21 protein-coding genes are annotated in these 22,340 nt (G+C 64.6%); 6 read left to right on the forward strand and 15 right to left on the reverse strand.

What is annotated here, in order from left to right; all coding sequences use genetic code 11:
• Positions 1-3: 3 nt before the first annotated feature.
• From ACSBQT_RS13250 to ACSBQT_RS13270, 5 genes are all read right to left on the reverse strand, one after another.
• Positions 4-414 carry a VOC family protein gene (locus ACSBQT_RS13250; protein ID WP_410710001.1) on the reverse strand — a complete coding sequence of 137 codons (411 nt, stop codon included), beginning with the start codon at positions 412-414 and terminating at the stop codon, positions 4-6.
• A 19-nt stretch (positions 415-433) separates the two neighbouring features.
• Positions 434-841, reverse strand: coding sequence for a helix-turn-helix transcriptional regulator (locus ACSBQT_RS13255; RefSeq protein ID WP_410710000.1), 408 nt, complete (start codon positions 839-841; stop codon positions 434-436).
• Complete coding sequence (locus ACSBQT_RS13260) at positions 838-2,361, reverse strand: APC family permease (protein ID WP_410709999.1); 1,524 nt, start codon at positions 2,359-2,361, stop codon at positions 838-840. The genes ACSBQT_RS13255 and ACSBQT_RS13260 overlap by 4 nt, the downstream gene beginning before the upstream one ends.
• A 1-nt stretch (position 2,362) precedes the next feature.
• On the reverse strand, positions 2,363-3,721 hold the full coding sequence (locus tag ACSBQT_RS13265) for a flavin monoamine oxidase family protein (protein ID WP_410709998.1): 1,359 nt from the start codon (positions 3,719-3,721) through the stop codon (positions 2,363-2,365).
• A gap of 104 nt (positions 3,722-3,825) precedes the next feature.
• The gene (locus ACSBQT_RS13270; RefSeq protein ID WP_435001898.1) at positions 3,826-4,812 is read right to left on the reverse strand and encodes an SDR family oxidoreductase; all 987 of its coding nucleotides are present in this window, start codon (positions 4,810-4,812) and stop codon (positions 3,826-3,828) included.
• 63 nt (positions 4,813-4,875) lie between these two features.
• Here ACSBQT_RS13270 and ACSBQT_RS13275 point away from each other — a divergent pair, with 63 nt between their 5' ends.
• A complete protein-coding gene (locus ACSBQT_RS13275) occupies positions 4,876-5,811 on the forward strand; it encodes a helix-turn-helix transcriptional regulator (RefSeq protein WP_435001899.1) in 936 nt (311 codons plus the stop codon).
• Between the two features lie 29 nt (positions 5,812-5,840).
• Here the strand turns inward: ACSBQT_RS13275 and ACSBQT_RS13280 are convergent, their stop codons facing one another.
• Positions 5,841-6,641 (reverse strand): septal ring lytic transglycosylase RlpA family protein, encoded by an 801-nt coding sequence (locus tag ACSBQT_RS13280; RefSeq protein ID WP_410709995.1) that lies wholly within the window; start codon positions 6,639-6,641, stop codon positions 5,841-5,843.
• Between the two features lie 242 nt (positions 6,642-6,883).
• Entirely contained in the window at positions 6,884-7,207 is a 324-nt protein-coding gene (locus ACSBQT_RS13285) for a hypothetical protein (RefSeq protein WP_410709994.1), read from the reverse strand.
• A gap of 56 nt (positions 7,208-7,263) precedes the next feature.
• Here ACSBQT_RS13285 and ACSBQT_RS13290 point away from each other — a divergent pair, with 56 nt between their 5' ends.
• Both ACSBQT_RS13290 and ACSBQT_RS13295 read left to right on the forward strand, forming a co-directional pair.
• A complete protein-coding gene (locus tag ACSBQT_RS13290; protein WP_435001900.1) occupies positions 7,264-8,028 on the forward strand; it encodes a glycerophosphodiester phosphodiesterase family protein in 765 nt (254 codons plus the stop codon).
• 185 nt (positions 8,029-8,213) lie between these two features.
• On the forward strand, positions 8,214-8,555 hold the full coding sequence (locus ACSBQT_RS13295; protein ID WP_098731087.1) for an RNA polymerase-binding protein RbpA: 342 nt from the start codon (positions 8,214-8,216) through the stop codon (positions 8,553-8,555).
• Between the two features lie 128 nt (positions 8,556-8,683).
• Here ACSBQT_RS13295 and ACSBQT_RS13300 read toward each other — a convergent pair whose 3' ends face one another.
• Positions 8,684-9,442 (reverse strand): polyprenol monophosphomannose synthase, encoded by a 759-nt coding sequence (locus tag ACSBQT_RS13300; protein WP_435001901.1) that lies wholly within the window; start codon positions 9,440-9,442, stop codon positions 8,684-8,686.
• 277 nt (positions 9,443-9,719) lie between these two features.
• Positions 9,720-10,646 carry a metal-dependent hydrolase gene (locus ACSBQT_RS13305; protein WP_435001914.1) on the reverse strand — a complete coding sequence of 309 codons (927 nt, stop codon included), beginning with the start codon at positions 10,644-10,646 and terminating at the stop codon, positions 9,720-9,722.
• A gap of 76 nt (positions 10,647-10,722) precedes the next feature.
• Between ACSBQT_RS13305 and ACSBQT_RS13310 the strand changes: the two genes are divergently transcribed.
• Entirely contained in the window at positions 10,723-12,435 is a 1,713-nt protein-coding gene (locus ACSBQT_RS13310; protein ID WP_435001902.1) for a 5'-3' exonuclease H3TH domain-containing protein, read from the forward strand.
• 42 nt (positions 12,436-12,477) lie between these two features.
• Positions 12,478-14,739 (forward strand): accessory Sec system translocase SecA2, encoded by a 2,262-nt coding sequence (gene secA2 / locus ACSBQT_RS13315; RefSeq protein WP_435001903.1) that lies wholly within the window; start codon positions 12,478-12,480, stop codon positions 14,737-14,739.
• Between the two features lie 54 nt (positions 14,740-14,793).
• Here the strand turns inward: secA2 and ACSBQT_RS13320 are convergent, their stop codons facing one another.
• The 5 genes from ACSBQT_RS13320 to ACSBQT_RS13340 form a co-directional block, all read right to left on the reverse strand.
• A complete protein-coding gene (locus ACSBQT_RS13320) occupies positions 14,794-17,514 on the reverse strand; it encodes a DEAD/DEAH box helicase (RefSeq protein WP_435001904.1) in 2,721 nt (906 codons plus the stop codon).
• Positions 17,507-18,349 carry a twin-arginine translocase subunit TatC gene (tatC, locus tag ACSBQT_RS13325; protein WP_308423766.1) on the reverse strand — a complete coding sequence of 281 codons (843 nt, stop codon included), beginning with the start codon at positions 18,347-18,349 and terminating at the stop codon, positions 17,507-17,509. Before tatC ends, ACSBQT_RS13320 begins: the two co-directional genes overlap by 8 nt.
• Positions 18,346-18,630: a Sec-independent protein translocase subunit TatA gene (gene tatA / locus ACSBQT_RS13330; protein WP_410709988.1), complete on the reverse strand. Its 285-nt coding sequence runs from the start codon at positions 18,628-18,630 to the stop codon at positions 18,346-18,348. Before tatA ends, tatC begins: the two co-directional genes overlap by 4 nt.
• An 86-nt stretch (positions 18,631-18,716) precedes the next feature.
• Positions 18,717-19,604, reverse strand: coding sequence for a WYL domain-containing protein (locus ACSBQT_RS13335; protein WP_410709987.1), 888 nt, complete (start codon positions 19,602-19,604; stop codon positions 18,717-18,719).
• The gene (locus ACSBQT_RS13340; RefSeq protein WP_435001905.1) at positions 19,588-20,610 is read right to left on the reverse strand and encodes a helix-turn-helix transcriptional regulator; all 1,023 of its coding nucleotides are present in this window, start codon (positions 20,608-20,610) and stop codon (positions 19,588-19,590) included. The genes ACSBQT_RS13335 and ACSBQT_RS13340 overlap by 17 nt, the downstream gene beginning before the upstream one ends.
• A gap of 40 nt (positions 20,611-20,650) precedes the next feature.
• On the opposite strand from ACSBQT_RS13340, the gene ACSBQT_RS13345 reads away from it, so the two are divergent.
• Positions 20,651-21,784 carry a DUF3866 family protein gene (locus ACSBQT_RS13345; protein WP_435001906.1) on the forward strand — a complete coding sequence of 378 codons (1,134 nt, stop codon included), beginning with the start codon at positions 20,651-20,653 and terminating at the stop codon, positions 21,782-21,784.
• Between the two features lie 139 nt (positions 21,785-21,923).
• Here the strand turns inward: ACSBQT_RS13345 and ACSBQT_RS13350 are convergent, their stop codons facing one another.
• Positions 21,924-22,298 (reverse strand): FKBP-type peptidyl-prolyl cis-trans isomerase, encoded by a 375-nt coding sequence (locus ACSBQT_RS13350; protein ID WP_435001907.1) that lies wholly within the window; start codon positions 22,296-22,298, stop codon positions 21,924-21,926.
• Positions 22,299-22,340: the final 42 nt, after the last annotated feature.

Consider the following 22,340-nt stretch of genomic DNA (forward strand, 5'->3'; position numbering starts at 1 on the left):
GTGTCAGCCTCTCTGCTGGATGCGGATCATGTTCCCGGCGGGGTCCCGCAGGGCGCAGTCTCGCAGACCATAGGGCTGGTCCATCGGCTCCTGCACGATGTCGGCGCCTTTGGCCTCCACCTCGGCGAAGGCCTCATCGACGTTCGGCGTCGCGAGTACGATCGCGGCATAGCTGCCCTTGGCGATGAGACCTTCGATGGTCTCCCGTTCGGTGTCGCTGATCGTCGGGTCGGTCACGGGCGGGGTGAGCACGATCGATGTGTCGGGTTGGCCGACCGGTCCCACCGTCAGCCAGCGCATGCGTCCGGCACCGACGTCGAGGCGCAGCTCGAAGCCGAGGATGTCGCGGTAGAAGGTCAGGGATTCTTCTGCATCGGTGTGCGGCAGGAAGCTGGCGTTGATCGAGATGTCCATGTCAGCAATCGTAGACTGCTCAGCGCGGTGGGACTTCTCGATTCCTGACCGGTCGCAGTGCATTCTTCACCACGATCGTCGGCAGCCGGTGCTCGCCTGCGGCGACTCCGTCGCGGTAGCGGGTCGGTGAGAGTCCGACGAGTTCGCTGAAACGGGTGCTGAAGGTGCCCAAGGACGAGAAGCCGACGGTGAAGCAGATCTCGGTGATCGTGAGATCACCGCGGCGGATGAGGGCCATGGCCCGTTCGATCCTGCGCGTCATGAGATACGAATACGGCGATTCTCCGAAGGCCGATCTGAACTGACGGCTGAGGTGACCGGCGGACATGTGCACGCCAGAGGCCAGAGCCTCCACGCTCAAGGGCTGGTCGAATTCGCGGTCGATGCGGTCCCGGACTCGGCGCAGAGCCACCAGCTGCTCGATCACCCCGCGTCGACTCCCTGTTTCAGGGTGCGTCCGCGGAAGAAGTCGGGATGGCGGACGGATTGGATGATCATGATGACCACGCCCAGGGCCAGCACCCCGATGCCGAGGACGAAGACGAGTCCGACGCCGAAGACCGAGGATCCGGATCCGTAGTCGGGGTCGAGCGAGTCGATTGCGGTGGTGACGAAGATGACCAGCAGGGTCACTCCCCCGATGAGAGGGAACAGGAACCGGTAGAAGAACGTGCGGGTCGAGGCGAAGAGGCTGCGTCGGAAGTACCAGATGCAGGCCAGGCCCGTGATGCCGTAGTAGAAGCACACCATGAGGCCCAGCGCAGTGATCGTGTCCCACAGAGCGTTCTCCGAGAGCAGGCGCATGACGACATAGAAGATGATCGCGGCGCCCGCCGAGGTGACGGTGGCGACCGACGGGGACTTGTAGCGGGGAGAGACCCGGCCGTACTTCTCAGGCAGCGCCCCGTAGTGGCCCATCGCCAGGATCGTCCGCGAGGGCGAGACCATCGTCGCCTGCAGCGAGGACAGGGATGATGAGAGCACCGCAATGGACACGAGCACTGCGAAGGGCCCCATGACCGGGCCGGCGAGCGAGGCGAAGATCGATTCCTGGTTATCGGGGTTGCCCGCACCCAGGCCTTCGGTGCCGACTCCGGCGAAGGAGATGACGGCGATCGTGCAGGCGATGTAGATGATGACGATCGCGATGATCGTGAGCATGGCAGCGCGGCCCGGAGTCTTCTCCGGATCCTTCGCCTCCTCGTTCATCGTGATCACCGTGTCCCAGCCCCAGAACAGGAAGATCGACAGCGATACGGCTGCCGCGACGGTGGAGAAGTCGCCGGCGGACAGCGGATTGAACCAGTCGAGAGACACCGGGGTCGGATCATAGGAGGTGCCGTTGGAAGCCTGCACAATCGCGGCGACGACGAACCAGCCCAGGGCCAGCACCTGGAAGGCGACGAGCCACACCTGCAGCTTCTCGGTGGCTTCGACTCCCCGATAGGACACCCAGGCCGCAGCGGCGGTGAGGATGATCGTCACGGGGATGTTGATCCACAGCACTCGTGTGAGTTCGGCGATGGACGGATCGGAGAACACCTGGGACAGCAGGAGGAAGAGGAAGTCGACGGCCACGGCCGCGAGGTTGGACAGCACGAGGACGGTGGCGGCGACGAGCCCCCATCCGCCCATCCAGCCCAGCCAGGGCCCGAACGCTCTGGTCGCCCATGTGAAGGTCGTACCCGAGTCCGGCATCGCGGTATTCAGTTCGCGGTAGCCGAAGACGACGAGGAGCATCGGCACGAAGCCGATGAGCAGCACGGCCGGGGTGTGCACCCCGACCTCGGAGATCGTCGGGCCCAGTCCAGAGGTCAGCGTATAGGCCGGAGCGATGCAGGAGATGCCGATGACAGCTCCCCCGATGGCTCCGATCTTGCCGGCGGAGAGTCCTTTGGAGCTCAGTCCGCTCGTGTTCGTCGACGGTGACGGCTGTGTACTGCTCATCTCAGGACTTCTCGCCGAGGATCCTCTCGGCGGTGGCGGTGCCGATGCGCACCGCTCCGTCGACGTGCTGGTAGCCTTCGGCTGCGATATCGGAGCTGGCGAAGTGGATGGGCCCGACCGGGTCGTTCTGGAACGGTCCCCAGCGGTGCAGACCTCCCAGGTCGTAGCTCGTCGCATAGGCTCCGCGGGTCCATTCCTCCGCGCCGAAGTCGGAGAGGTAGAAGACTCGGGGGTCGAGTGCCTTCGGGCCGAGGAATTCGGCGAGGGCTTCGAGGATCTTCGTCCGGCGGGATTCTTCGTCCAGGGCCCACATGGCGTCGGCGTTGACATCGGAGATGAAGCCGACGAGGGTGCCCTGCTCTTCACCGTGGTTCGTGTTGTCGTAGACCTCTTGGACGAGACGGGAGGCGCCGAAACCGGTTCCGCACAGACCGTCTTCGCGCCAGAACGGGGTGTCGTAGGTGGCGTGGACCTTGATGACGAGACCCATCGACTGGTGTTGATGGAAGATCTGCTGGAGCCTCGGCAGAGGTGGGTCATAGCTGATGCGCGAGTAGAGGTTCGGCGGTACGGCGACGATCGCCTGGCCTGCGCTGACCGTCAGTTCGTCGGTCGAAACACTGACTCCGGTCTCCGACCATTCGATCCGGCGCACCGGCTGCTGCAGACGGACGATGTCATCGCCGAGCTCCTCGGCCATCTGCACCGAAACCGACTGCATCCCGCCGACGACGCGACGATCAAGGATGAAGTGATCGTCGACGAGATTCGTGAACGATCCCGCCGAGGCGGCCATGAGGATCGCTTGGAGTGCCGAGAAGGTGGTGGCGGGTTTGGTGAGCATGCCGCCGGCGACGAACAGTCCGATGTTCTCACAGGCGAGTTCGTCCTCGGACCGCTGACGCAGCCAGTGATGAAAGGAGATCGAGTCGAGTTCGGCTGCGTCTTCGGCATCCCAGGGGGCCTTCGGACCGATCCTGGCGGCGAGTTCGTCGAGGATGCCGATGAGGCGCTCCATCTCGGACTGGGTCGACTCCCCCACCGGGAACATCTCCCCCGAATAGACGGTGCGAGTTCCGTCGGGGGCGATGTAGACGCTGTCTCCGTCACGGTACCGCGGGTAGGTCTCTTTGCCGAGTTCGTCGACGAGGGCCAGCAGCGCGGTCTGGTCCGGGGAGATCCACTGTCCGCCGAGTTCGAACATCTGCCCGTCGATGTGTTCGGTCCAGGTGCGGCCGCCCACACGGTCACGGGCCTCGAGCACGATGACGCTGCGTCCGGCCTTGCGCAGCCGACGGGCGGCGCTCAGGCCCGATGGGCCTGCTCCGATGATAACGACGTCACGGGTCTCTGCGGACACGGCGAACTCCTCCTGAAGCGATTGGGGTGGCTTCAGACTAACGAGGTCCCGGGCCCGTGCCAAGACGGATTCGGCAAGTGCGGAATCCGCACTCGCCCGAGCGGTCAGCGGAACTCGCGGGGATCTGCCGCAGGGTCGTTCTCGAGGGCGGTGATGAAGCTCCACGAATCGGGTCGCGAACCGTCGAGATCATTGAATCCGTAGTAGGCGGCCAATCCGTGGGTGTCCTGCGTCGTCGAGTTGAAGCTGTGCCGGTCGGGATCGGCGGCCAGTGCGACAACGGAACGACCGAGCAGATGAGGCGTCTCGGAGATCGCAGAATCGCGTGGCGGTTCGGTGCGGGTTTCGTCGAGCGAGTCGCGCATCCAGTTGTCCTCGCTGGTTCCGAAGTGATCGAGCATCATCTCCGACCGCAGCCAACCGGGGGTGATGGCGACCGCCGTCGCTTCCACCTTGTCGAGTTCGTGGCCGAGTCCGAAGGCCAGTCGGCTCACGGCCGTCTTCGTGAGGTCGAGGAAGACATTTTCCCGGTAATGGCTCGCGTTGAACTCTGCGGTGCCGTCGGTGATCTCGATGTGGAGACCGCCCGGATTCCGTGTGAGCAGGGGCAGGGCGGCATGTGCGGTGTGCAGGTGAGTGAGCAGACCCGCCCGGAACAGACGCATCTCGGTGTCGAGCTCGGTCTCCCAGAACGGTGTGCCCCACTCGACGTAGGCTTCTCCCCCGATGTCGTTGACGATGATGTCGAGACGGCCGTGGTCGGTGTCGATCTGGTCGATCACCTGTGAGATCCGGGCGGGATCGAGGTGATCACAGACGTGGGCTTCGGCTTGGCCGCCTTCGTCGGTGATGAGGGCGGCGGTGTCTTCGATCGTCTCTGTGCGTCCGTAGTCGGAGGGACGTCCGTGGGTCGATCGGCCGGTGCAGTGGACGAAGGCGCCGGCACGTGCGAGGTCACGGGCGATGGCGCGGCCGGCTCCTCGGGTGGCTCCGGCGACGAGTGCGACCTTGCCGTTCAGCGCACGTTGGGAGAACGGAGCGAAGTCGGCGGGGTCGGTGGCGTGAGCTGATTCCGGTGTCGGTGTGATCATGGGACCAGTCTCATCCGCTTCCACTGACATCTCGTGTCAGTGTCCTTCATTATTCTCAGAATTGTGAAAGCTGCTCGCCTCGTTTCGGAGATCGTCATCCTCGGTGCGCGTTCTCGGCCGATCACGGCAGCCGATCTCGCGCGACGCCTCGAGGTCACCGAGCGGACGATCTACCGTGACCTCGGTGAGCTGTCGCGGATGGGCGTTCCCGTCATCACCGAGGCGGGACCCGGCGGCGGGATCAGCCTCCTCGGCGACTGGGTCTCGCCGGTGTCGGGTCTGACCCGGGACGAACTCGACTCCCTGCTCATCGGCTCCCCTGCTGCGGCCGATCTCGGCTTCTCGTCCGCGTTGGCCACGGCGCGAGCGAAAGTTCTCACCGAATCGTCATCGGTATTCTCGCAGCTCATCCTCGTCGACGGGCCGGACTGGTTCATGGCCAAGGAGGATCCCGAGCAGCTCGACACCATCGTCACCGCACTGCGCACTCAGCGGGGACTGCAAATCACGTATCGCGGACGGAACGGTCTGCGATCGCGCACGCTTCTGCCGCTGGGGCTCGTCATTAAGGCCGGTCGCTGGTATCTCGCGGCTCAGCCGCCGGGAGGCAGACCCCGCACCTATCGCGTCTCACGGATCGGCTCAGCCGAGCTGCGATTCCTCCGCTGCACTCCCCCACCGAATTTCGACCTCGCCGACTACTGGACAAATGCGCAGGCCGAATTCGACACCTCGATTCGCCGGACATGCGTGAGACTGCGACTGCCTGTGGACCAGGTCGCTGACCTTCTGCGCGCGGTGCCGGGCCGACTCACCGAGGATGCCGTCAACGCGGGGCGGACGGACCGCGACATCATCGAGATCAACCTTCCCATGGAACCCGACGAGGTGGCTGTCAGTCAGCTCGTCACCGTGCCCGGGGTCGAGGTCCTCTCACCGAAACAGCTCCGCCGCGACCTGCACGATCGTGCACGGGCCGCGGCGGAGCTCAATGAGTGAGGTGGGCAGTCAGCAGCTCACCGCTGGGGTCACTGCACTTCGTACTTGCCGTTGATCTGTCCTGCGCCGACACCGCCGACGGCCTCCATGGCGGCCTTGGACAGGTCGAAGCACCGATTGCCGTGGTAGGGGCCGCGGTCGTTGACGCGCACCGTCACGGACTTACCGTTCGCGCTGTTCGTGATCTTCACCTTGGAGCCGAACGGCAGGGTCTTGTGGGCCGCGGTGAGCTTGTTCGTATCGAAGATCTCGCCGTTGGCGGTCTGCTTCCCGTCGAATCCGTCACCGCCGCCGTAGTAGGACATGGGGCAGCTGCCGGATTCGCCGGCCGACTTGCCGGAGTTCGACGGTCCGTCGTTCTCATCCGCGGACCCGCCGGTCGAGGCCTCATCCTTTTTGTCTGCGGTCTTCGACGGCTCGGGGCTGGGGGTCTCGATATGAGTGTCGATCGTGACTTCTGCGGGCTTCTCCTTGGCCTGCTTCTTCGCCTTGGCGAGGAACTCATCCGCGGCCTTCGTCGGTTCGGAGACGGCAACCGCGGGAGCCTCGGCCGGCGCTTCGGCAACGACCTGGCCGCCCGCGGAGGCATCATTGGGCACCATGGCAAGGCTCGACGCGACGACGGCCGCCGTTGCGGCCGTCGGCACGATGAAGGCGGAGAGCACCGGACGGGTGCGGACTGCTGCCAGCACTCCCCCAGCGGTGTTCGGGCGGTCGGTCGGTGCGTGGCGTCCGGTCTTCTTCTTCGCCGCCAGCGCTGAGAAGATCGAGCCGGTCTTCTTGGTGCTCGGTGCTGAGTGTCTGCCCACAGTGGTGTTCCTCGTCGTCATCAGAGAGTGTCTCGGCAACTCGGAGATGCAATGGGAAGACCTCTCGCACCAGCGCGCTCGAGGAGAAACTCCAAGTTATCTGATCGTTATCTTCACAGATTCTAGTTAAGGAACTGTTACAAAAGCAATGTGGCACACCGAAACGGTGTGCCACATGGATGAGAGTCTGCTCACGACAGCAAGTCCGCGTGCCGCTGGTCCTCGGAACCTCGACGGGCGTGAGAGACCCGAGCCGGTGATGGTCAGCGGGACTTGCGCGTCACCAGCTTCCGGACACCTTCGGCTCCCGTCGTCACGGTCTCCTGCGCCCGGTCGAAGGCGCGTTCGATCTTGCCGCTGCGCACAGCATCATCGATCGCGTGCGAAACAGAACCCAGTGCACGGTTGACACCGTTCTCGGTGGCTTCGATGAGGCGGGAGGTCGAAGCCGCCTCACGCACGTTCTTCACACCTGTGCTCGCGACGCTGTATGCGCGTCCGGCGGCCCGGCGGGCACGTTCGGTCGGGGTCTTCGCGGTCGCGTCGATGACGTCGTCGGGTTCGATGGGTTCGCGGTGTGAGCTCATGGCTCCATCCTTGAACACAGCCTCGGCGAAATCAACACTCTGGTTAGGATTGGACCATGAATTCCCAGCGGGAGGTCATCGCGGACCCAGAGATCATCGCGCACCGAGGCGGCCTGTGGCCGGGAATGAGCGAAAACACCCTTGAGGCCTTCGCCGCTGCCGCGTCGGCCGGAGTCGAGTGGATGGAGACCGACGTCCACGCCTCCGCCGACGGAATCCTCTTCGCCGCGCACGATGCCGACCTCAATCGCATTGCCGGGCTGGACCACACCATTCGGGAACTGCCGGCAGCCGAGCTCGACCGAGTCGAACTCCTCGCAGGGGGTCGGCTCCCTCGCCTCGAGGCGTTGGTGGAAGCACTTCCGCAGGTGCGATGGAACATCGATGTCAAAGCCGCCCACAGCATCGGCCCGATGATCCGCTTCGTTCACAATTTCCATGCCGCCGACCGCATCCGCCTCGCTTCCTTCGATTCCACGACGCTCCGACGGCTGCGCATAGCTCTGCCCGGTGTGCGGACGTCGACGGGAACGACGGAGACCGCCCTCTTCGCCCTCGGTCGGATCCCGGGGGTCCCTGCACACGGTGCCGCGCCCCTGCCGCCCGGTGTCGACGCGCTGCAGGTCCCGGCAACGTTCAAGGGGATCCCCGTGGTCACAGCGGACTTCGTCGACCGGTCTCACCGGTCAGGTCTGCTCGTCCACGTCTGGACGATCAATGACGAGGCGACGATGCGGTCGCTGCTCGATCTCGGAGTCGACGGGATCGTCACCGATGATGTCGAGCTCGGCCTCGACGTGCTGGCCAGCCGACGCGGATAGACCGAGGATTCGGCCGCGAATGCAACACTTTCTCCTCGTGCAGCGACTGCCTTTCAGCGCAGTGGCGGCCCCGGAACACGGGCCGCTGCACGAATGCCGCCGTGGCCAGTCGGCGAGGAATATCCGAGCACGGTAGACTGTTACATTGCGTCCAAGGTGTGCAGTCGAGTCGGAAGGTCTTAGATATGAGCGAACGCAGTCTCCGCGGAACACAGTTGGGCTCGCGCAGCCTCGAAACCGAAGAGGGCGTCGAGCCGGCACCCCGCCAGATGGTCGAATTCGAATGCGAAGACGGGACCCGTTTCAAGGTGCCGTTCTCCATCGAAGCCGAAGTCCCCTCGACCTGGGATTCGGGAATCCACGGCATCGGTGTCCGCGTCGGAGTCAACGAACCCGATGGCGAGCCCGTCAAGCATGTGCGTTCCCACTGGGACATGCTCCTGGAACGCCGATCCTTCGACGAGCTCCAGGTGCTCCTCGACGAGCGCCTCGCAATCCGTCGCGGTGAGGTTCCGGCCCAGAGCTGATACAACCGCAACAAGCGCACATAAGGGGTGCAGGTCAACAGACCTGCACCCCTTATTGCTACCTGACGGCGGCCCAACAACCTGGCGCGAGGTTGCTGGGCCGCCGTCAGGTAGTAAGGGGGGGGTATTTAGGTGGTGGGGGTGGAGCGGGTCAGCAGGCGGCGCAGCTGACCGCGGCGGCGCGTCAGGCCCCAGCCGGCGACCTTCGTGAACGCCTCGGTGATGATCGAGCCGCTCATCTTCGATTCACCGAGCTCGCGTTCGACGAAGACGATGGGCACCTCAGCGACGCGGAAGCCGGCCTCGACGGTGCGGTAGGTCATGTCGATCTGGAAGCAGTATCCCTGCGACTGCACACCGGAGAGATCGAGTGCCTCGAGCACAGAACGGTTGTACGCGCGGAAACCGGCAGTCGCATCTTTGACTCCCAGACCCATGACAGCGTTGACGTAGACATTCGCGCCGCGGGAGAGGAAGTATCTGGACTTCGGCCAGTCGACGATCTCGCCGCCGGGCACCCACCGTGAGCCGATGATGAGGTCCCCTCGCCCTTCTGCCGCGGCATCGAGCAGCTGTCGCAGGTCGAGTGAGCGGTGAGAACCGTCGGCATCGAACTCGCAGATGATCTCGTAGTCGCGTTCCAATGCCCATTCGAATCCAGCGATATAGGCCATTCCGAGGCCTGACTTCTCGCTGCGGTGGAGGACGTTGATGCGGGGGTCCTTCTCAGCCTGCTCATCGGCCCACTCGCCGGTTCCATCGGGAGAGCCGTCGTCGACGATGAGGACGTCGACTTCGGGCTGCTGCTCGAACAGTCCGGTCAGGGTCACGGGGAGGGCGAGACGTTCGTTGAAAGTGGGGATGACGACGAGAATCTTGGAAAGCACGGACTCCACGATACGCGGAAGTCGCCCCAGACAATGAGTCGACACCCCCGCCTTCGGACCACGCTGCCGCAGCAGCGAGTTATCTATTGACGGGAGTGCCGGCTCCATCCCACATCAAGCGGAATGTTCACGTCGAATCTAGTGGCCGCCGGAGACTTTGCAAAATCGCTGTGACCTGGGCTGATGGCTGAAACTGCAGGTCAGAGGCTCAATTGAAGAACCGAAATGTTCAGTCCATCGGCGTGTCGGCTGGACAGGCCGAAGCGTCGGCTTCGGATCAGAGTTCCACCCGGGTGGGCAGAGCCACATCGGGAGACAGTTCGGGCAGCCCCGGTGTACCCGACCGCGGGTCGGTGCTCCAGGCTGCGACGCGCGGGTCGGCGACCTGCACGACGAGCCGTTCGACCTTCCAGCGCACGATATCGGCATCGGCACCGGGGGCGAGCACTCCGCCTTCGGGATTACCGGCCGCGCGGTGGGCGAAGCGGGTGGCAGCGTTGAAGGCCGCACGGGCGCCGATCCCTTCGTCGCCGACGACGGCATCCCGCACTCCTGCCCAAGGCGAGGTCTCGGAATGGCTGAAGGACACCTGCGCTCCGGCGGCGAGCAACTGAGCCAAGGGCTGCGGGCGAGCCGGGTCGACGGTGATGGCGATTCCGCTGCGACCAAGGGCTTGGACCTGATCGTCCGGAACGGCGAAGTCCAGGCGCAGACGGTACCCGTGGCGTTGGGCATGAGCGGCATCGGCTCGCAGGGTCTCGAGCACCTCGGTGAGCTGGTCGACCGATGCGACGAGGATGAAGAGGCTCAGTGCCGGCAGCTCCTCGAGCCCGAGCAGGTCAGTGGCGGTGATCGAGGCGCGACGGTTCTCGGCGGAACCGGAGTCCAGCTGCGGGTAGTCGACGATCGACAGCGCTTCCGGAGCGCCGGCGGCGAACCGGCCGACCGCCTCGGCGCTGCCGATCGCGTGCACATGGGTGAACCCCTGTGCGTACAGGTCGGCGGCCGACGGGGCCGAGTCGTCCACGATCAGCCCGGCGTGGACGAAGCCCGGGGTGAGGAAGTCCTCACCGAGGTCGATCGCCTCCGGGTCCAGAGCCTTGGCCGCCTCATCGGAACCGATGAACGAGACCTTTCCGTCCGCATATCCCAGCGCCGTCGCAAATGGGTCGACACTGCTGTAAACATCTCCACCAAAGTACATAGTCACAGCCGACAGGCTACACCGTCGGCCGTTGCGGCTACACCTGTGTCAGGAGGGTCGGGTATCGTCACCTGATGTGAAGCCCTTGGTTCTGCTCGATACTCCAGCCCTGTACTACCGCGCCTTCTATTCGGTGCCGGATTCGATCGTCAATGCCGACGGTGACCCGGTCAACGCCGTTCGAGGGGTGCTCGACACCATCGCCCAGATGGTGCGCCGGTTCGACACCGATCGTGTGATCGCGACGATGGACGCGGATTGGCGCCCGGCCTTCCGCACCGCGATCATGCCCGAGTACAAGGCGGCGCGTGTCAAGGACGAAGAAGCCGGCACAGAGATCCCACCGGAGCTGGCCGTGCAGCTGCCGATCATGAACCGCGTCCTCACGGCCGCGGGGATTCCCATCGCCGAGGTGGACGGAACCGAAGCCGATGACGTCATCGCCACGATGGCCGCCCAGTCGAGAACCCCGGTGGTCATCGTCTCCCCCGACCGTGATCTGTTGGCTCTGCTCGACTCGTCCGCCGATGTCAGCGTACTGCGCCCTCGGAAAGGCGGCGAGTGGGAAGCCGTGGCACAGACCGACCTGCCGACCGCCTACGGCGTGCCCGACGGCACCCGCTATCGCGAGCTCGCCGCACTGCGCGGCGACCCGTCCGACGGGCTTCCCGGAGCACCCGGTATCGGGGAGAAGACCGCCGCGACCCTGCTGGAGAACTTCGGCTCCCTCGAGTCGATCGTCAAGGCCGCCAAGGCCGGGGTGAAGACCGGCGGGCTCAGTCCGAAGAGAGCCGCGACGATCATCGAGGTCGAAGAGACCCTGTACACGACCCTGGAGGTCATGCGCTGCCTGACCGACGTCGACCACGGCATCGACCTCGACACCGTCCCGAACAGCTTCGACCGCACCGCGGTCGAGAGCGCGGCAGAGGGGCAGAACATCCGCCGCTCCGTCGACAATCTCACCAGTGCTCTCGAATCCGTGTCGGGGTCCGCCGGTGCGGCATCCGCACGCACCGCGGCACCTGGGCGCACCGCAACGGCGTCCGCGTCACCCGTGTCTGCCGAGTCCGCCGAGTCCTCTGAGTCGCCAGCACGGAACGGGAGCGGCGGGCCGTGGGCTCAGTCGCGGCTCGTCGGCTTCGACCTCGAGACCACCGGAGTCGAACCGGCCACAGCTCGAATCGTCACCGCCGCCTTTGTCGACTCGGCGGATCAGGTGCGCACGTGGCTAGCCGATCCGGGGATCGAGATTCCCGAGTCAGCGCGGGCGGTCCACGGCATCACCACTGAATTCGCTCAGGCCAACGGAGCGGCCGCCACTCAGGTCATCAGCGAGCTGTGCGCAGAATTCGCCGCACTGAGAGAAGAGGGCGCCGTCGTCGTGGGACACAACGTCGTCTACGACCTCAGTGTGATGGCCGCCGAGGTGGCCCGCCACCGCCCGGACATCGATTTTCCCGCGATCATCCCGACGATCGTCGACACCTTCGTCGTCGACAAGCACATCGATCCCTACCGCAAGGGCAAACGGACGCTCATCGAGACGGCGAAGACCTACCGCGTCGAACTCCTCGACGCCCATGATGCTGCCGCCGACGCTCTGGCCGCTCTGGACATTTCCCGAGCATTGTCCGAAAAGTCGACGGAAATCTCAGCGATGAGCAACGATGAGATCATGGCCGCACAGGCCGATTGGAAGCGCTCACAGGCGGCAGGACTGCAGGCCTGGCTGCGGAAGAAGGGCAACGCCGAGGCCGTCGTCGACGGTTCGTGGCCCATGTCCTGAACGCTAGACTCGACATCGACGTACAAACGACGAAGGACGACAATGGGATTCTTTTCTCGCCTGCTCAACCGACCCGGCTCTCATGCGGAGAAGACGACAGGTTGGTTCGAGCGCGCCGTCGCCGATCTGGACGCGGCCGGGCGCGAATTCTCCGAGCTCAGCGATGCCGAGCTCACGGAAGCCGCCGGCGAGGTCTTCGGTTCGGGCACACATCAGCAGACGCTCATCCGCTACTGTGCTCTGGCGCGCGAGGCCGGTGAGCGTGTTCTGGACGAACGCGCCTATGACACACAGCTTCGCGGACTCGTCGGGCTGCTGCAGGGCAGCATCGTGCAGATGGCCACCGGTGAGGGCAAGACCCTCGTCGGTGCGCTGGCCGCAGCCGGCTACGCACTGCAGGGACGACGCGTGCACGTCGTCAGCGTCAACGACTACCTGGCCGTCCGTGACCGCAACTGGATGAAGCCCCTCTTCGACCTCCTCGGAGTGAAGTCAGCCGCGATCTCCGGCGCGCAGGGCGACGACGAACGCCGTGAAGCCTACCGCTCCGAGGTCGTCTACGCCTCGGTCACCGAGGTCGGCTTCGATGTCCTCCGTGACCGGTTCCTCACCGAGGATGCCGATCAACGGGTTCCCGAACGCGATGTCGTCATCGTCGATGAGGCCGACTCCGTGCTCATCGACGAGGCGCGTGTGCCGCTCGTCCTCGCCGGTTCTTCGAGTGTCCAGGACACCGACGCCGCGATCGCAGCGCTCGTGTCCCAGCTCAGCCCGGACACCGACTATGAGGTCAGCGCCGACAGGCATGCCGTCTCACTCACCGACGTCGGAGTCGACCGGGTCGAGGAGGAACTCGACGTCGAACTCTTCGGAGAGGACTCCGAGACTCTCGCCGCCGTCAACCTGGCCCTCCACGCTAGGGCGCTGGTCAAACGCGACGTCGACTATCTCGTCGTGGATGGACGGATCAAACTCATCTCCTCGTCCCGAGGCCGCGTCGCCGAACTCCAGCGCTGGCCGGACGGACTCCAAGCCGCGGTCGAAGCCAAGGAGAGCCTCGACGCCACCGACAGCGGTGAGATCCTCGATCAGATGACGGTCGAAGAGCTCATCCACGGATATCAGACCGTCTGCGGAATGACCGGCACCGCACTGGCCGTCGGGGACGATCTGCGCGAATTCTATGGGCTGGAGATCGTGCCCATCGACACGCACCTGCCCGTGGTCCGCGTGGACGAACCCGACCGCCTGTTCACCTATCAGGAGTCGAAGGAACGAGCGATCGTCGAAGAGGTCGCCGACCATCATGCCCGCAGCCGTCCCGTTCTCATCGGAACCTCCTCGGTGGCCGAGAGCGAGTCGCTGGCCGAACGGCTGACCGAACGCGGAATCGACGTCGCCGTCCTCAACGCCAAGGACGATTCCCGGGAAGCGGAGATCATCGCGAAAGCCGGTGCCCCCGGTGCGGTGACGGTGTCGACGCAGATGGCCGGACGCGGAACGGACATCCGTCTGGCCGACGACGAGGTCGCTGACGCCGGGGGCCTCCTCGTCATCGGTGCCGGTCGCTATCCATCGTCCCGACTCGATGACCAGCTGCGCGGTCGCGCGGGTCGTCAGGGCGATCCCGGCACGTCCGTGTTCTTCACCAGCCTCGAAGACGAACTGGTCACCAGGGTTCCCGAGATCCAACGCTTCGTCTCCGAAGGTGATGAGACGGGCCTCATCGAATCCAAGCGCGCACTCGGCCTCGTCGAACACGCTCAGCGCATCGCCGAAGGACAGAACACCGCGCTGCATCGTGACACCTGGCGCTTCAATGAGCTCATGGCCAAACAGCGCGAGCTCGTCCTCGAGCGCCGAGCCGAGATCCGCAAGGACGACGAGCCCGTCGAGCAGCTGCGCAAGGAGCTCGGCGACCGTGCCGATGAGATCGTGGAGGACCACTCCGAGGAGCTGCTGGACTCGGTGCTGCGCGAGGTCATGCTCTTCCACCTCGACGCGCGTTGGGTCGATCACCTCGCCTTCCTCAACGATCTGCGTGAGGGCATCCACCTGCGCACCTTCGCCAGGGAGAAGCCGCACGAGGCATTCAACACCGAGTCGATCCGCGTCTTCTCATCGTTCTGGTCCGATGTCATCGACGATTCGAAGTCGACGATCGAGGAAGCGACGATCACCGATGAGGGAATCGACCTCGAGTCGCACGGACTCAAACGTCCGTCGTCGACGTGGACCTACCTGACGACGGAGAACGCGTTCGGCTCCGATATCGAGAACATCGTCAAGAAGGTCCGTCGCTGAGACGATGACGCTGCGTCTGCGCTCCCCCGCCGGAGAGCGCAGACGCGGTGACGTTCAGGAGTCGGCGACGACTCCGCGACGAATGGATTCGATGGTGCGCCGAACGCGCACTGCGGTCTCCGCATCGATGACCTCAGCGACCTGACCGAGCAGATCGAGGCTCTGTTTGGCCCATCTGACGAAGTCACCGGCGGCGATATCGCTGCCCCGAAGTGATTCCGACAGGGTTTTGCCTTCTGTCCACCGGTACATCGGTCGGATCAGCCCACGGTCCGGTTCGTCAGTCGTGGTCAGGGCATGCTGTTCTTCGAGGTGGAAGAGCCGACGCCAGATCGTCTCCGATTCATCACAGACAGCCTTGAGGTCGGCGCTCGGTGCCCGATGCGCGGTCAGGGTGTCCCTGCGCGACTGGAAGACGAAGATCGATGCGAAGGCCGCGAGTTCCGGCTCATTGAGTCTGTCCCACAATCCGGCGCGGATCGTCAGCGCCACCAGGAGATCCCGTTCGCCGTAGATCCGACGCAGCATCGTCGAGTGCTCGGGGTCGAACCCGAGCCCGCGCAGCACATCCTGGACCCGGTCGAACACGAGAGCGATCGAGGTGGTGCGGCCTTCGATGCGGGCGATGAGCGAGTCGTTTTCCCGGATGAGCTTGTCCGCACGGTTGGCCCAACGAGCGTGGAGTTCCCGGTCCGGGCAGTCGTGGCAGGGATGTGCCCGCATCTGTGCCTGAAGTTCGGCGACAGTGGTGCTCTCCCCCTGATGCTGTCGGGTCGATTCCCAGTGGGCTTCCGCATCGACCCTGCCGTCGGCAACAGCGGCTTCGAGGATGGACAGCAGCTGCCTGCGGTCGCCTGCCTGCCGGTGGTTGAACTTCTTCGGCACGCGGACGCGCCCCTGGGAGGCGACGGGTTCGGTCACCTCATGGGGTCGCAGATGCCACACCTTCCCCTGTTCGGTGAGAACGGTGGGAAGCCGCGACACTCCGTCCTTGTTGCTCATCGGAGAGATGATCACTGCGCGACCGCCGACCCGTTTCGCCGGCATCGTGACGACATCGCCGATCTTGAGGGCGGTGAGGGATTCGACGATGTCGCGCTGCTTATTCCGCGACTTCGTCCGGGTCTCCTGCTTCTGGGTGTCCGAGATCGCCCGGCGCAGTCCGGCATATTCGGAGAAGTCACCGCGGTCGCAGTGCATGGACTTCTCGTACGCCTCGATCGTCGCTTCGTTCTTGCGCACCTTCCGCGCCAGGCCGACGACGGCCTTATCGGCCTGGAACTGAGCGAAGGAGGTCTCGAGCACCTTGGCGGTCTCGTCCGAACTCATTCGCGACAGCAGATTCGCCGTCATGTTGTAGGTCGGCCCGAACGCCGAATTCAGTGCGTAGGAGCGGTTCGAGGCCAAGGCTGCCAGCTCGCTGACCTCGATGGTCGGGTGCCAGACCACGACCGAATGGCCGATGCGGTCGATCCCGCGGCGACCGGCTCGTCCGGTCAGCTGGGTGTACTCACCCGGGGTGATCATCACATGTGCTTCGCCGTTGAACTTCACGAGCTTTTCGAGCACGACAGTGCGCGCAGGCATGTTGATGCCCAGCGCCAGCGTCTCCGTGGCGAAGACGACCTTGATGATTCCCTGCGAGAACAGCTCCTCGACGAGCTGCTTGAACTGTGGAATCATCCCCGCATGGTGCGCGGCAACTCCGAGCAGCAGACCCTCACGGAAGGTGTGGTAGCCGAGGATGCCGAGGTCTTCGTCGGCGAGATCGTCGCGCAGCGATTCGAGGGCGGCATTGACGATCGTCTTCTCCTCCCGAGAGTTCAGATCGGTGCCCGTGCTCAGATACTGTTCGACGGCTTCATCACAGCCATTGCGGGAGAAGATGAACATGATCGCCGGGAGCATGGCCGCCTCGGCGAGAGATGCCACCACCTGAGTGCGGCTGGGACGGCGGAACCGGGCACGGGTGGCACGTGCGCGCTTCGATCGCGGTCCCCCGTGTGTGCGAGTGGCGTGATTGAGTGCCGGATCGATGCGATCGGAATCGCTGTGCGTGAACAGGTCGTACATCCGGTGTCCGACCAGGACGTGGTTGACCAGCGGCACCGGCCGGTGGCTCGTCGAAACGATCGTCGTCGGTCCCCGGACTTCACGCAGCCAGGCCCCGAACTCCTCCACATTCGACACCGTCGCCGACAGAGACACCATCTGCACACGATCCGGCAGGTGGATGATGACCTCTTCCCACACCGGCCCGCGGAACCGGTCGGCGAGGTAGTGGACTTCGTCGAGGACGACGAATCCGAGGTCCGAGAGACCGGACACGTCGTTGTAGAGCATGTTGCGCAGCACTTCGGTGGTCATCACGATGATCGGCGCATCGCGGCGGATCGACGTGTCGCCGGTGAGAAGCCCGACGTTCTCCACCCCGTGGACCTCTGCGAGGTCGTTGAACTTCTGATTGCTCAGCGCCTTGATCGGGGTCGTGTAGAAGACCCGTTTGCCCTCCCCGCGGGCCAACTCCACAGCGAACTCCGCGATGAGCGTCTTGCCGGCACCGGTCGGCGCGGTGACCAGCACGTCCTCACCGTCCTGCAGATGGCTGCAGGCTTCGACCTGGAAGTCATCGAGGGCGAACTCGGTGCGCTCCATGAACTGTCCCAAGGGAGTGCGGGCGAACTCCGCACGCGCCTTGAAATCGGCGTAGGCAGCCGAGGGGCTCAGCGGTTTCTCGGCAGAAGTGTCGGTCGAAAGCGGCGTAGGGTCAGTCATTCTTCTCTTCGTCGGTCAGTTCGTCCTCGTCGACCCACAGGCCTTGCGCGATGAGGCGCTTCTTACGTCGGCGATCATTGAATACACAGATCACCCACGCCAGACAGAACAAGGTCATCATGGGGATGACGAGGAAGAACATGGACATGGCGTCCGGAGTCGGGGTGGCGATCGCGGCGAACAGGAAGACGAGCATGACGATGATGCGCCACGACTTCTTGATCCTCTCCGCCGACAGGATTCCGAGCATGTTGAGTCCCACCATGAGCACGGGAAGGACGAATGCGAGTCCGAAGACGACGATGATGATCATCACGAAGCTCAGGTAGTCCTGTGCCGGGATGATGTTCGTGCCGCCCTCGGGAGTGAACGAGGTCAGTGCCTTCACCGCATTGGGCAGAGCGAAGAACGCCATGGTCGACCCGGCCAGGAACAGCGGAATCGCTGCCCCGAGGAATCCGAGCGAGTACAGCTTCTCCTTGCGTTTCAGTCCCGGGACGATGAAGGCCCAGACCTCGTAGAGCCAGATGGGGCAGGAGAGAAAGAGACCGATGAAGAACGAGAGTTTGATCTTCAGGTCGAAAGGAGAGGCGACTCCGGCGAAGTTGATCTCGGCCATCCGTCCGCCGTTGTCACGGATCGTCCGGATCGGCTCTTGGAGGATGTCGAGGACAGGGTCGTAGAGGAACCAGCCTGCCACCGCGCCCAGAGCGATGGCGATGGCGGAGATGATGACGCGATTGCGCAACTCGACGAGGTGCCCGACGACGGGCATCTTCTTCTCAGGATTGCTCTTCCGTGATCGAGATGGCTTCCGCTGACTGTTCTCTTTCACTTCTCGTGAGACTGCGGGTCCTGCTTCTCTCGCCGCGACTCCTCGGGCCCGGTGGTCTCACCGGTCGCCGTGGTGGAATCGGTCGAGGAGTTCTGGTTGAGCGCTCCCGGCTCCGTGGTCTTGCCGGATTCGTCCTCGTCGCCGCGAAGGTCCTTGACTTCGGACTTGAAGATCTTCATCGACTGTCCCAGGCTTCGGGCCAGCTGCGGCAGTTTGGGTGCGCCGAAGATGATCACGATGATGAGGATCACGATCGCGATCTGCACGAAACTTGGTCTCATGGGGAGCTCCTTGGATTGTTGATGCTGTGGATGATTCTACGCGTTGCGGCTGTGCCTTTCATCCACATCCGGGCGCGGTCTTCGTCTCAGCCGAGCCTGCGCAGGGCGGCCGCAACGGCTTCGGTGTCGTCGATCTCGGTGATGACATCGGCATGGCAGAGCAGGAACCGGCTGAGCCAATCCACCGAATGCACGAGCAGGCGGATGCGCACGCTGGTGTCACCGCCGTCGAGGTACTCGCGATTCGTCACGTCGAGTTCATCTGCCAGCCATGCTCCCGCGGCCGCGAGACCGAGGGTGACTTCGTAGGAGGTGGTCCTCGACTCGCTGACCGCCATCGGCGGATGCGCTGCCGGTTCCCAGGAGCGGATGCGCCCCAGGGCGAAGCGGCGGGGTGCTCCGGCCGAGTAGCACCAGGCATCGACGTACCAGTCGGCACCGGGCACGAGCCGGGTCGGGGCGATGGTCCGGGTCGTGAGTTCGTCGCGGGAGCCGACGTAGTAGTCGATGCTCACCGCCGTTCCTTCTTCGACCGCCTGTCGCAGTGCGGTCAGCAGCTCTTCGTCGGCATCGATGGGGCTGACGTCGACGGCGGTGCGCAGGTTCTCTCCTGCTGCCACACGCAGTTTCGACGCTGCGGTGGCCACTGCTTCGGAATCGAGTCCGGGCAGGGATGAGAGCATGTCGAGTGCGAGCACGAGGACGCCGGCTTCCTCGGCGCTGAGCCGCACGGGAACGGAGACCTCTTCGGCGTTGGAGATGAAGATCTGCCCGCCTTCCCATGAGGCGTCGATGAGATCATCGGGCATATGTCCGGGACGACCGGTGACGAAGAGCAGCTGCAGATCGTCGATGAGGGTGTCGGAGTCGATGCCGAAATAGGCGGCGGTCTCTTCGAGGTCCGCTCCCGGATGCGCATCGAGGTACGGGACGAGGCTGAGCAGCCGGGTGAGGCGTTCACGCGCTGAGGACACTGGTGCCTCCCAAGCGGTTGAGCGAGTCCTGAATCGTTTGGCGTCGGCGGTCGACGGCACGCACGAGGTCGGGCGGATCGACCACCTCGACGGCGTCCCCGAAACCGACGATCTCAGCGGCGAGGCCCTCGACATCGGAAAACCCGATGATCGTCTCGTCTCCGTCGCTGCGAATCTGTCGACGGCGCAGCGGATCGGCCCGGTGGGCACGGATGCGCAGCGTCGCCTCGGCGACGACGGCCATCTCGGAACTCGACTGCAGCGCCAGCTGCGGGGAGAAGTCCTCGGGGATCTCATAGTCTCCGGGTTCACGGCCGCTGAGCTTCGCGATCCCTCCCTCCACGCGGGAGAGCCGGAAGGTGCGGCGAGCTTCGCGATCGAGATCGTAGCCGAAGAGGTAGACGCGGTCACCGCGGCTGAGCAGAGCATAGGGTTCCAGACGCACTTTCCTCACGCTCTGGCCGGGTTTGTGGTAGCGGAAGCCGACGGCCTCGCGGGCGTTGATGTGGTGGAGAGCTGTGGCGAAGTTCGCGCTGGCCAGCCGGTGCGCGGCGGTGCCCGGGTCGACGCTTCCCGGTCCGGCGGCGGACGGGCCGAGGTCGATGCCGAGAGCACGCAGCTTCGTCAGCGCCTGAGCCGAGGACTCCCCGAGTTCGGTCTCCGACCAGAACGCGGCGGCCACGGTCACGGCTGCCACCTCGGCGGGGGTGAGATCGACGTCGCCCATCGCATAGTCGGCGGTGGAGATCCGATACCCCGTCTCCCCCACATCACCGTAGGCATCGTGTTCGGCCCGGGTCGCGATGGTGATGCCCATGTGCCGCAGCAGCTCTTTGTCGCGAGAGAATTTGCGATCGAAGGCGACCTCGTCGAGTCCGGAATAGCCGTCGATGGCGCTCATCAGCGTTTTGCGCGACACCCAGCCGCGGGAAGCGCGCAGGGCGATCAGCAGATTCATCAGACGTTCGGTCTGCTGTCTCTGTCTGCTGGTGCGGGGTGTATTCACGATTCCACCGTAACCTAAGCCGGGCGATAGTCTTGGGACCATGATTCATTGGCGCAAAGGAATCGTCGCAGCGATTCGCTCCACCCGGCCAGGATACACAGAGGTCGAGGTCGAACTGGACGAGGCCGTGCCCGGCACCGATGTGAGATCCATCCGAGCGGTCGCCTACACCGATGCCGTCGGGCAACCGCAGGACCAGGACACCGTCATCGTCAATGTCTCGGCCCTTGCGAAGCGCCTGGGCACCGGAGGCTTCGGTCTCATCGTCGCTCTACCCGATGCGCTTCCTGCCGATCCCCCGGACGGCCCCGGTCATCTGGTCAAGGACCGCTATTCGCCGTTGCAGACGATGGTCCTCGGCGTCGACGATCAGGAGTCGCAGCACCATTCGACCCTCGCCGAGGCGGACAGCCTCGACGGCATGCCGGTGGTCGTGGCCGACCTGCATTCGGCTCTGCCCGCGGTGATCGCCGGAATCCGCGCCGTCGACCCGTCGATGTCGGTGGCCTATGTGCTCAGCGATGGTGCGGCTCTGCCGGCACCGTTCTCCCAAGCCGTCGCCGGCCTCAAGGACGCCTCCTGGCTGTCGGGTGTGATCAGCACCGGTCAGGCCTGGGGCGGAGATCTCGAAGCGGTGACCATCCACACGGGACTGCTCGCAGCCAAACACGTGATGGATGCCGATATCACCATCGTCGCTCAGGGCCCTGGAAACCTGGGCACGGGTACGAAGTACGGCTATTCGGGACTGGTCACCGGAGAGCACCTCAATGCCGCCGCTCTGCTCGACGGGCATCCGATCGGTCTGCTGCGGATGTCGAACGCCGATGCCCGCGGCCGTCATTTCGGGATCTCCCATCATTCGCTGACGCCATTGAGTGAGATCGCACGACCGGGGATGACCGTACCGGTGCCCGATTTCTCCACCCTCACCGAGGTGGAGCGAGCCGAGATGGACCCGGATCCCGCTGTCGTCGCCGAGACCATGGCCGAACAGCTGCTTCGACTCCAGGTGCATGATCTCGTCGACATCGATCTGACGGGGCTGTGGGATGCCCTGCGCACTTCACCTGTGCGTCTGTCGACGATGGGCAGAAAGCTGCCCGCCGATGCTGCGTCGTTCCTCTCAGCGGCCGCCGCTGGACGCTGCGCCGCAGGGCTCGTCCGCCGCTGACCGCGTCGAACACAGGTCACCGCCTCATCTCCGCAGAATCCCCCTCCGCGTCGGGGAAGACAGATGTGGCCGGGTTCCGAAGAACCCGGCCACAGTCGTCTCTGGCAGGATCAGCGTGTGCTGATCATCAAGCTGATTCTCAGCGCACGTTCTCGAGGTCGCAGACGAAGATCAGGGACTCTCCGGGCTGGATGACTCCGCCCGCGCCCTGATCACCGTACGCCAGGTGCGATGGGATCTGCAGGGTGCGGCGTCCGCCGACCTTCATGCCCTGGATGCCCTGGTCCCAGCCGGAGATGACCATGCCGGATCCGAGGCGGAATTCCAGCGGGGTGCCGCGGTTGTACGAGGCGTCGAATTCCTCGCCCGTGGAATGGGCGACTCCGACGTAGTGCACGCTCACGGTGTCGCCGGGTCCCGCCTCGGCGCCGGTGCCGATCACATCATCGGTGATGATGAGCTCGGTCGGGGCGTCTCCGCCGGGGAAATCGACTTCGGGCTTCTGCTTGCTCATATGTTCCTCCTGGTGTCGGTTCTGTTGGGATATCGGACGTTC

Source organism: Brevibacterium sp. H602, assembly GCF_051172395.1.
Classification (GTDB): domain Bacteria; phylum Actinomycetota; class Actinomycetes; order Actinomycetales; family Brevibacteriaceae; genus Brevibacterium.

What these genes read in the sequence shown, in the direction of transcription:
- ACSBQT_RS13250 (WP_410710001.1), bottom strand. Translation starts at nt 414, where the DNA reads ATGGACATCTCGATCAACGCCAGCTTCCTGCCGCACACCGATGCAGAA.
- ACSBQT_RS13260 (WP_410709999.1), bottom strand. Translation starts at nt 2,361, where the DNA reads ATGAGCAGTACACAGCCGTCACCGTCGACGAACACGAGCGGACTGAGC.
- ACSBQT_RS13270 (WP_435001898.1), bottom strand. Translation starts at nt 4,812, where the DNA reads ATGATCACACCGACACCGGAATCAGCTCACGCCACCGACCCCGCCGAC.
- ACSBQT_RS13280 (WP_410709995.1), bottom strand. Translation starts at nt 6,641, where the DNA reads ATGACGACGAGGAACACCACTGTGGGCAGACACTCAGCACCGAGCACC.
- ACSBQT_RS13285 (WP_410709994.1), bottom strand. Translation starts at nt 7,207, where the DNA reads ATGAGCTCACACCGCGAACCCATCGAACCCGACGACGTCATCGACGCG.
- ACSBQT_RS13290 (WP_435001900.1), top strand. Translation starts at nt 7,264, where the DNA reads ATGAATTCCCAGCGGGAGGTCATCGCGGACCCAGAGATCATCGCGCAC.
- ACSBQT_RS13295 (WP_098731087.1), top strand. Translation starts at nt 8,214, where the DNA reads ATGAGCGAACGCAGTCTCCGCGGAACACAGTTGGGCTCGCGCAGCCTC.
- ACSBQT_RS13305 (WP_435001914.1), bottom strand. Translation starts at nt 10,646, where the DNA reads ATGTACTTTGGTGGAGATGTTTACAGCAGTGTCGACCCATTTGCGACG.
- secA2 (WP_435001903.1), top strand. Translation starts at nt 12,478, where the DNA reads ATGGGATTCTTTTCTCGCCTGCTCAACCGACCCGGCTCTCATGCGGAG.
- ACSBQT_RS13320 (WP_435001904.1), bottom strand. Translation starts at nt 17,514, where the DNA reads ATGACTGACCCTACGCCGCTTTCGACCGACACTTCTGCCGAGAAACCG.
- tatA (WP_410709988.1), bottom strand. Translation starts at nt 18,630, where the DNA reads ATGAGACCAAGTTTCGTGCAGATCGCGATCGTGATCCTCATCATCGTG.
- ACSBQT_RS13345 (WP_435001906.1), top strand. Translation starts at nt 20,651, where the DNA reads ATGATTCATTGGCGCAAAGGAATCGTCGCAGCGATTCGCTCCACCCGG.
- ACSBQT_RS13350 (WP_435001907.1), bottom strand. Translation starts at nt 22,298, where the DNA reads ATGAGCAAGCAGAAGCCCGAAGTCGATTTCCCCGGCGGAGACGCCCCG.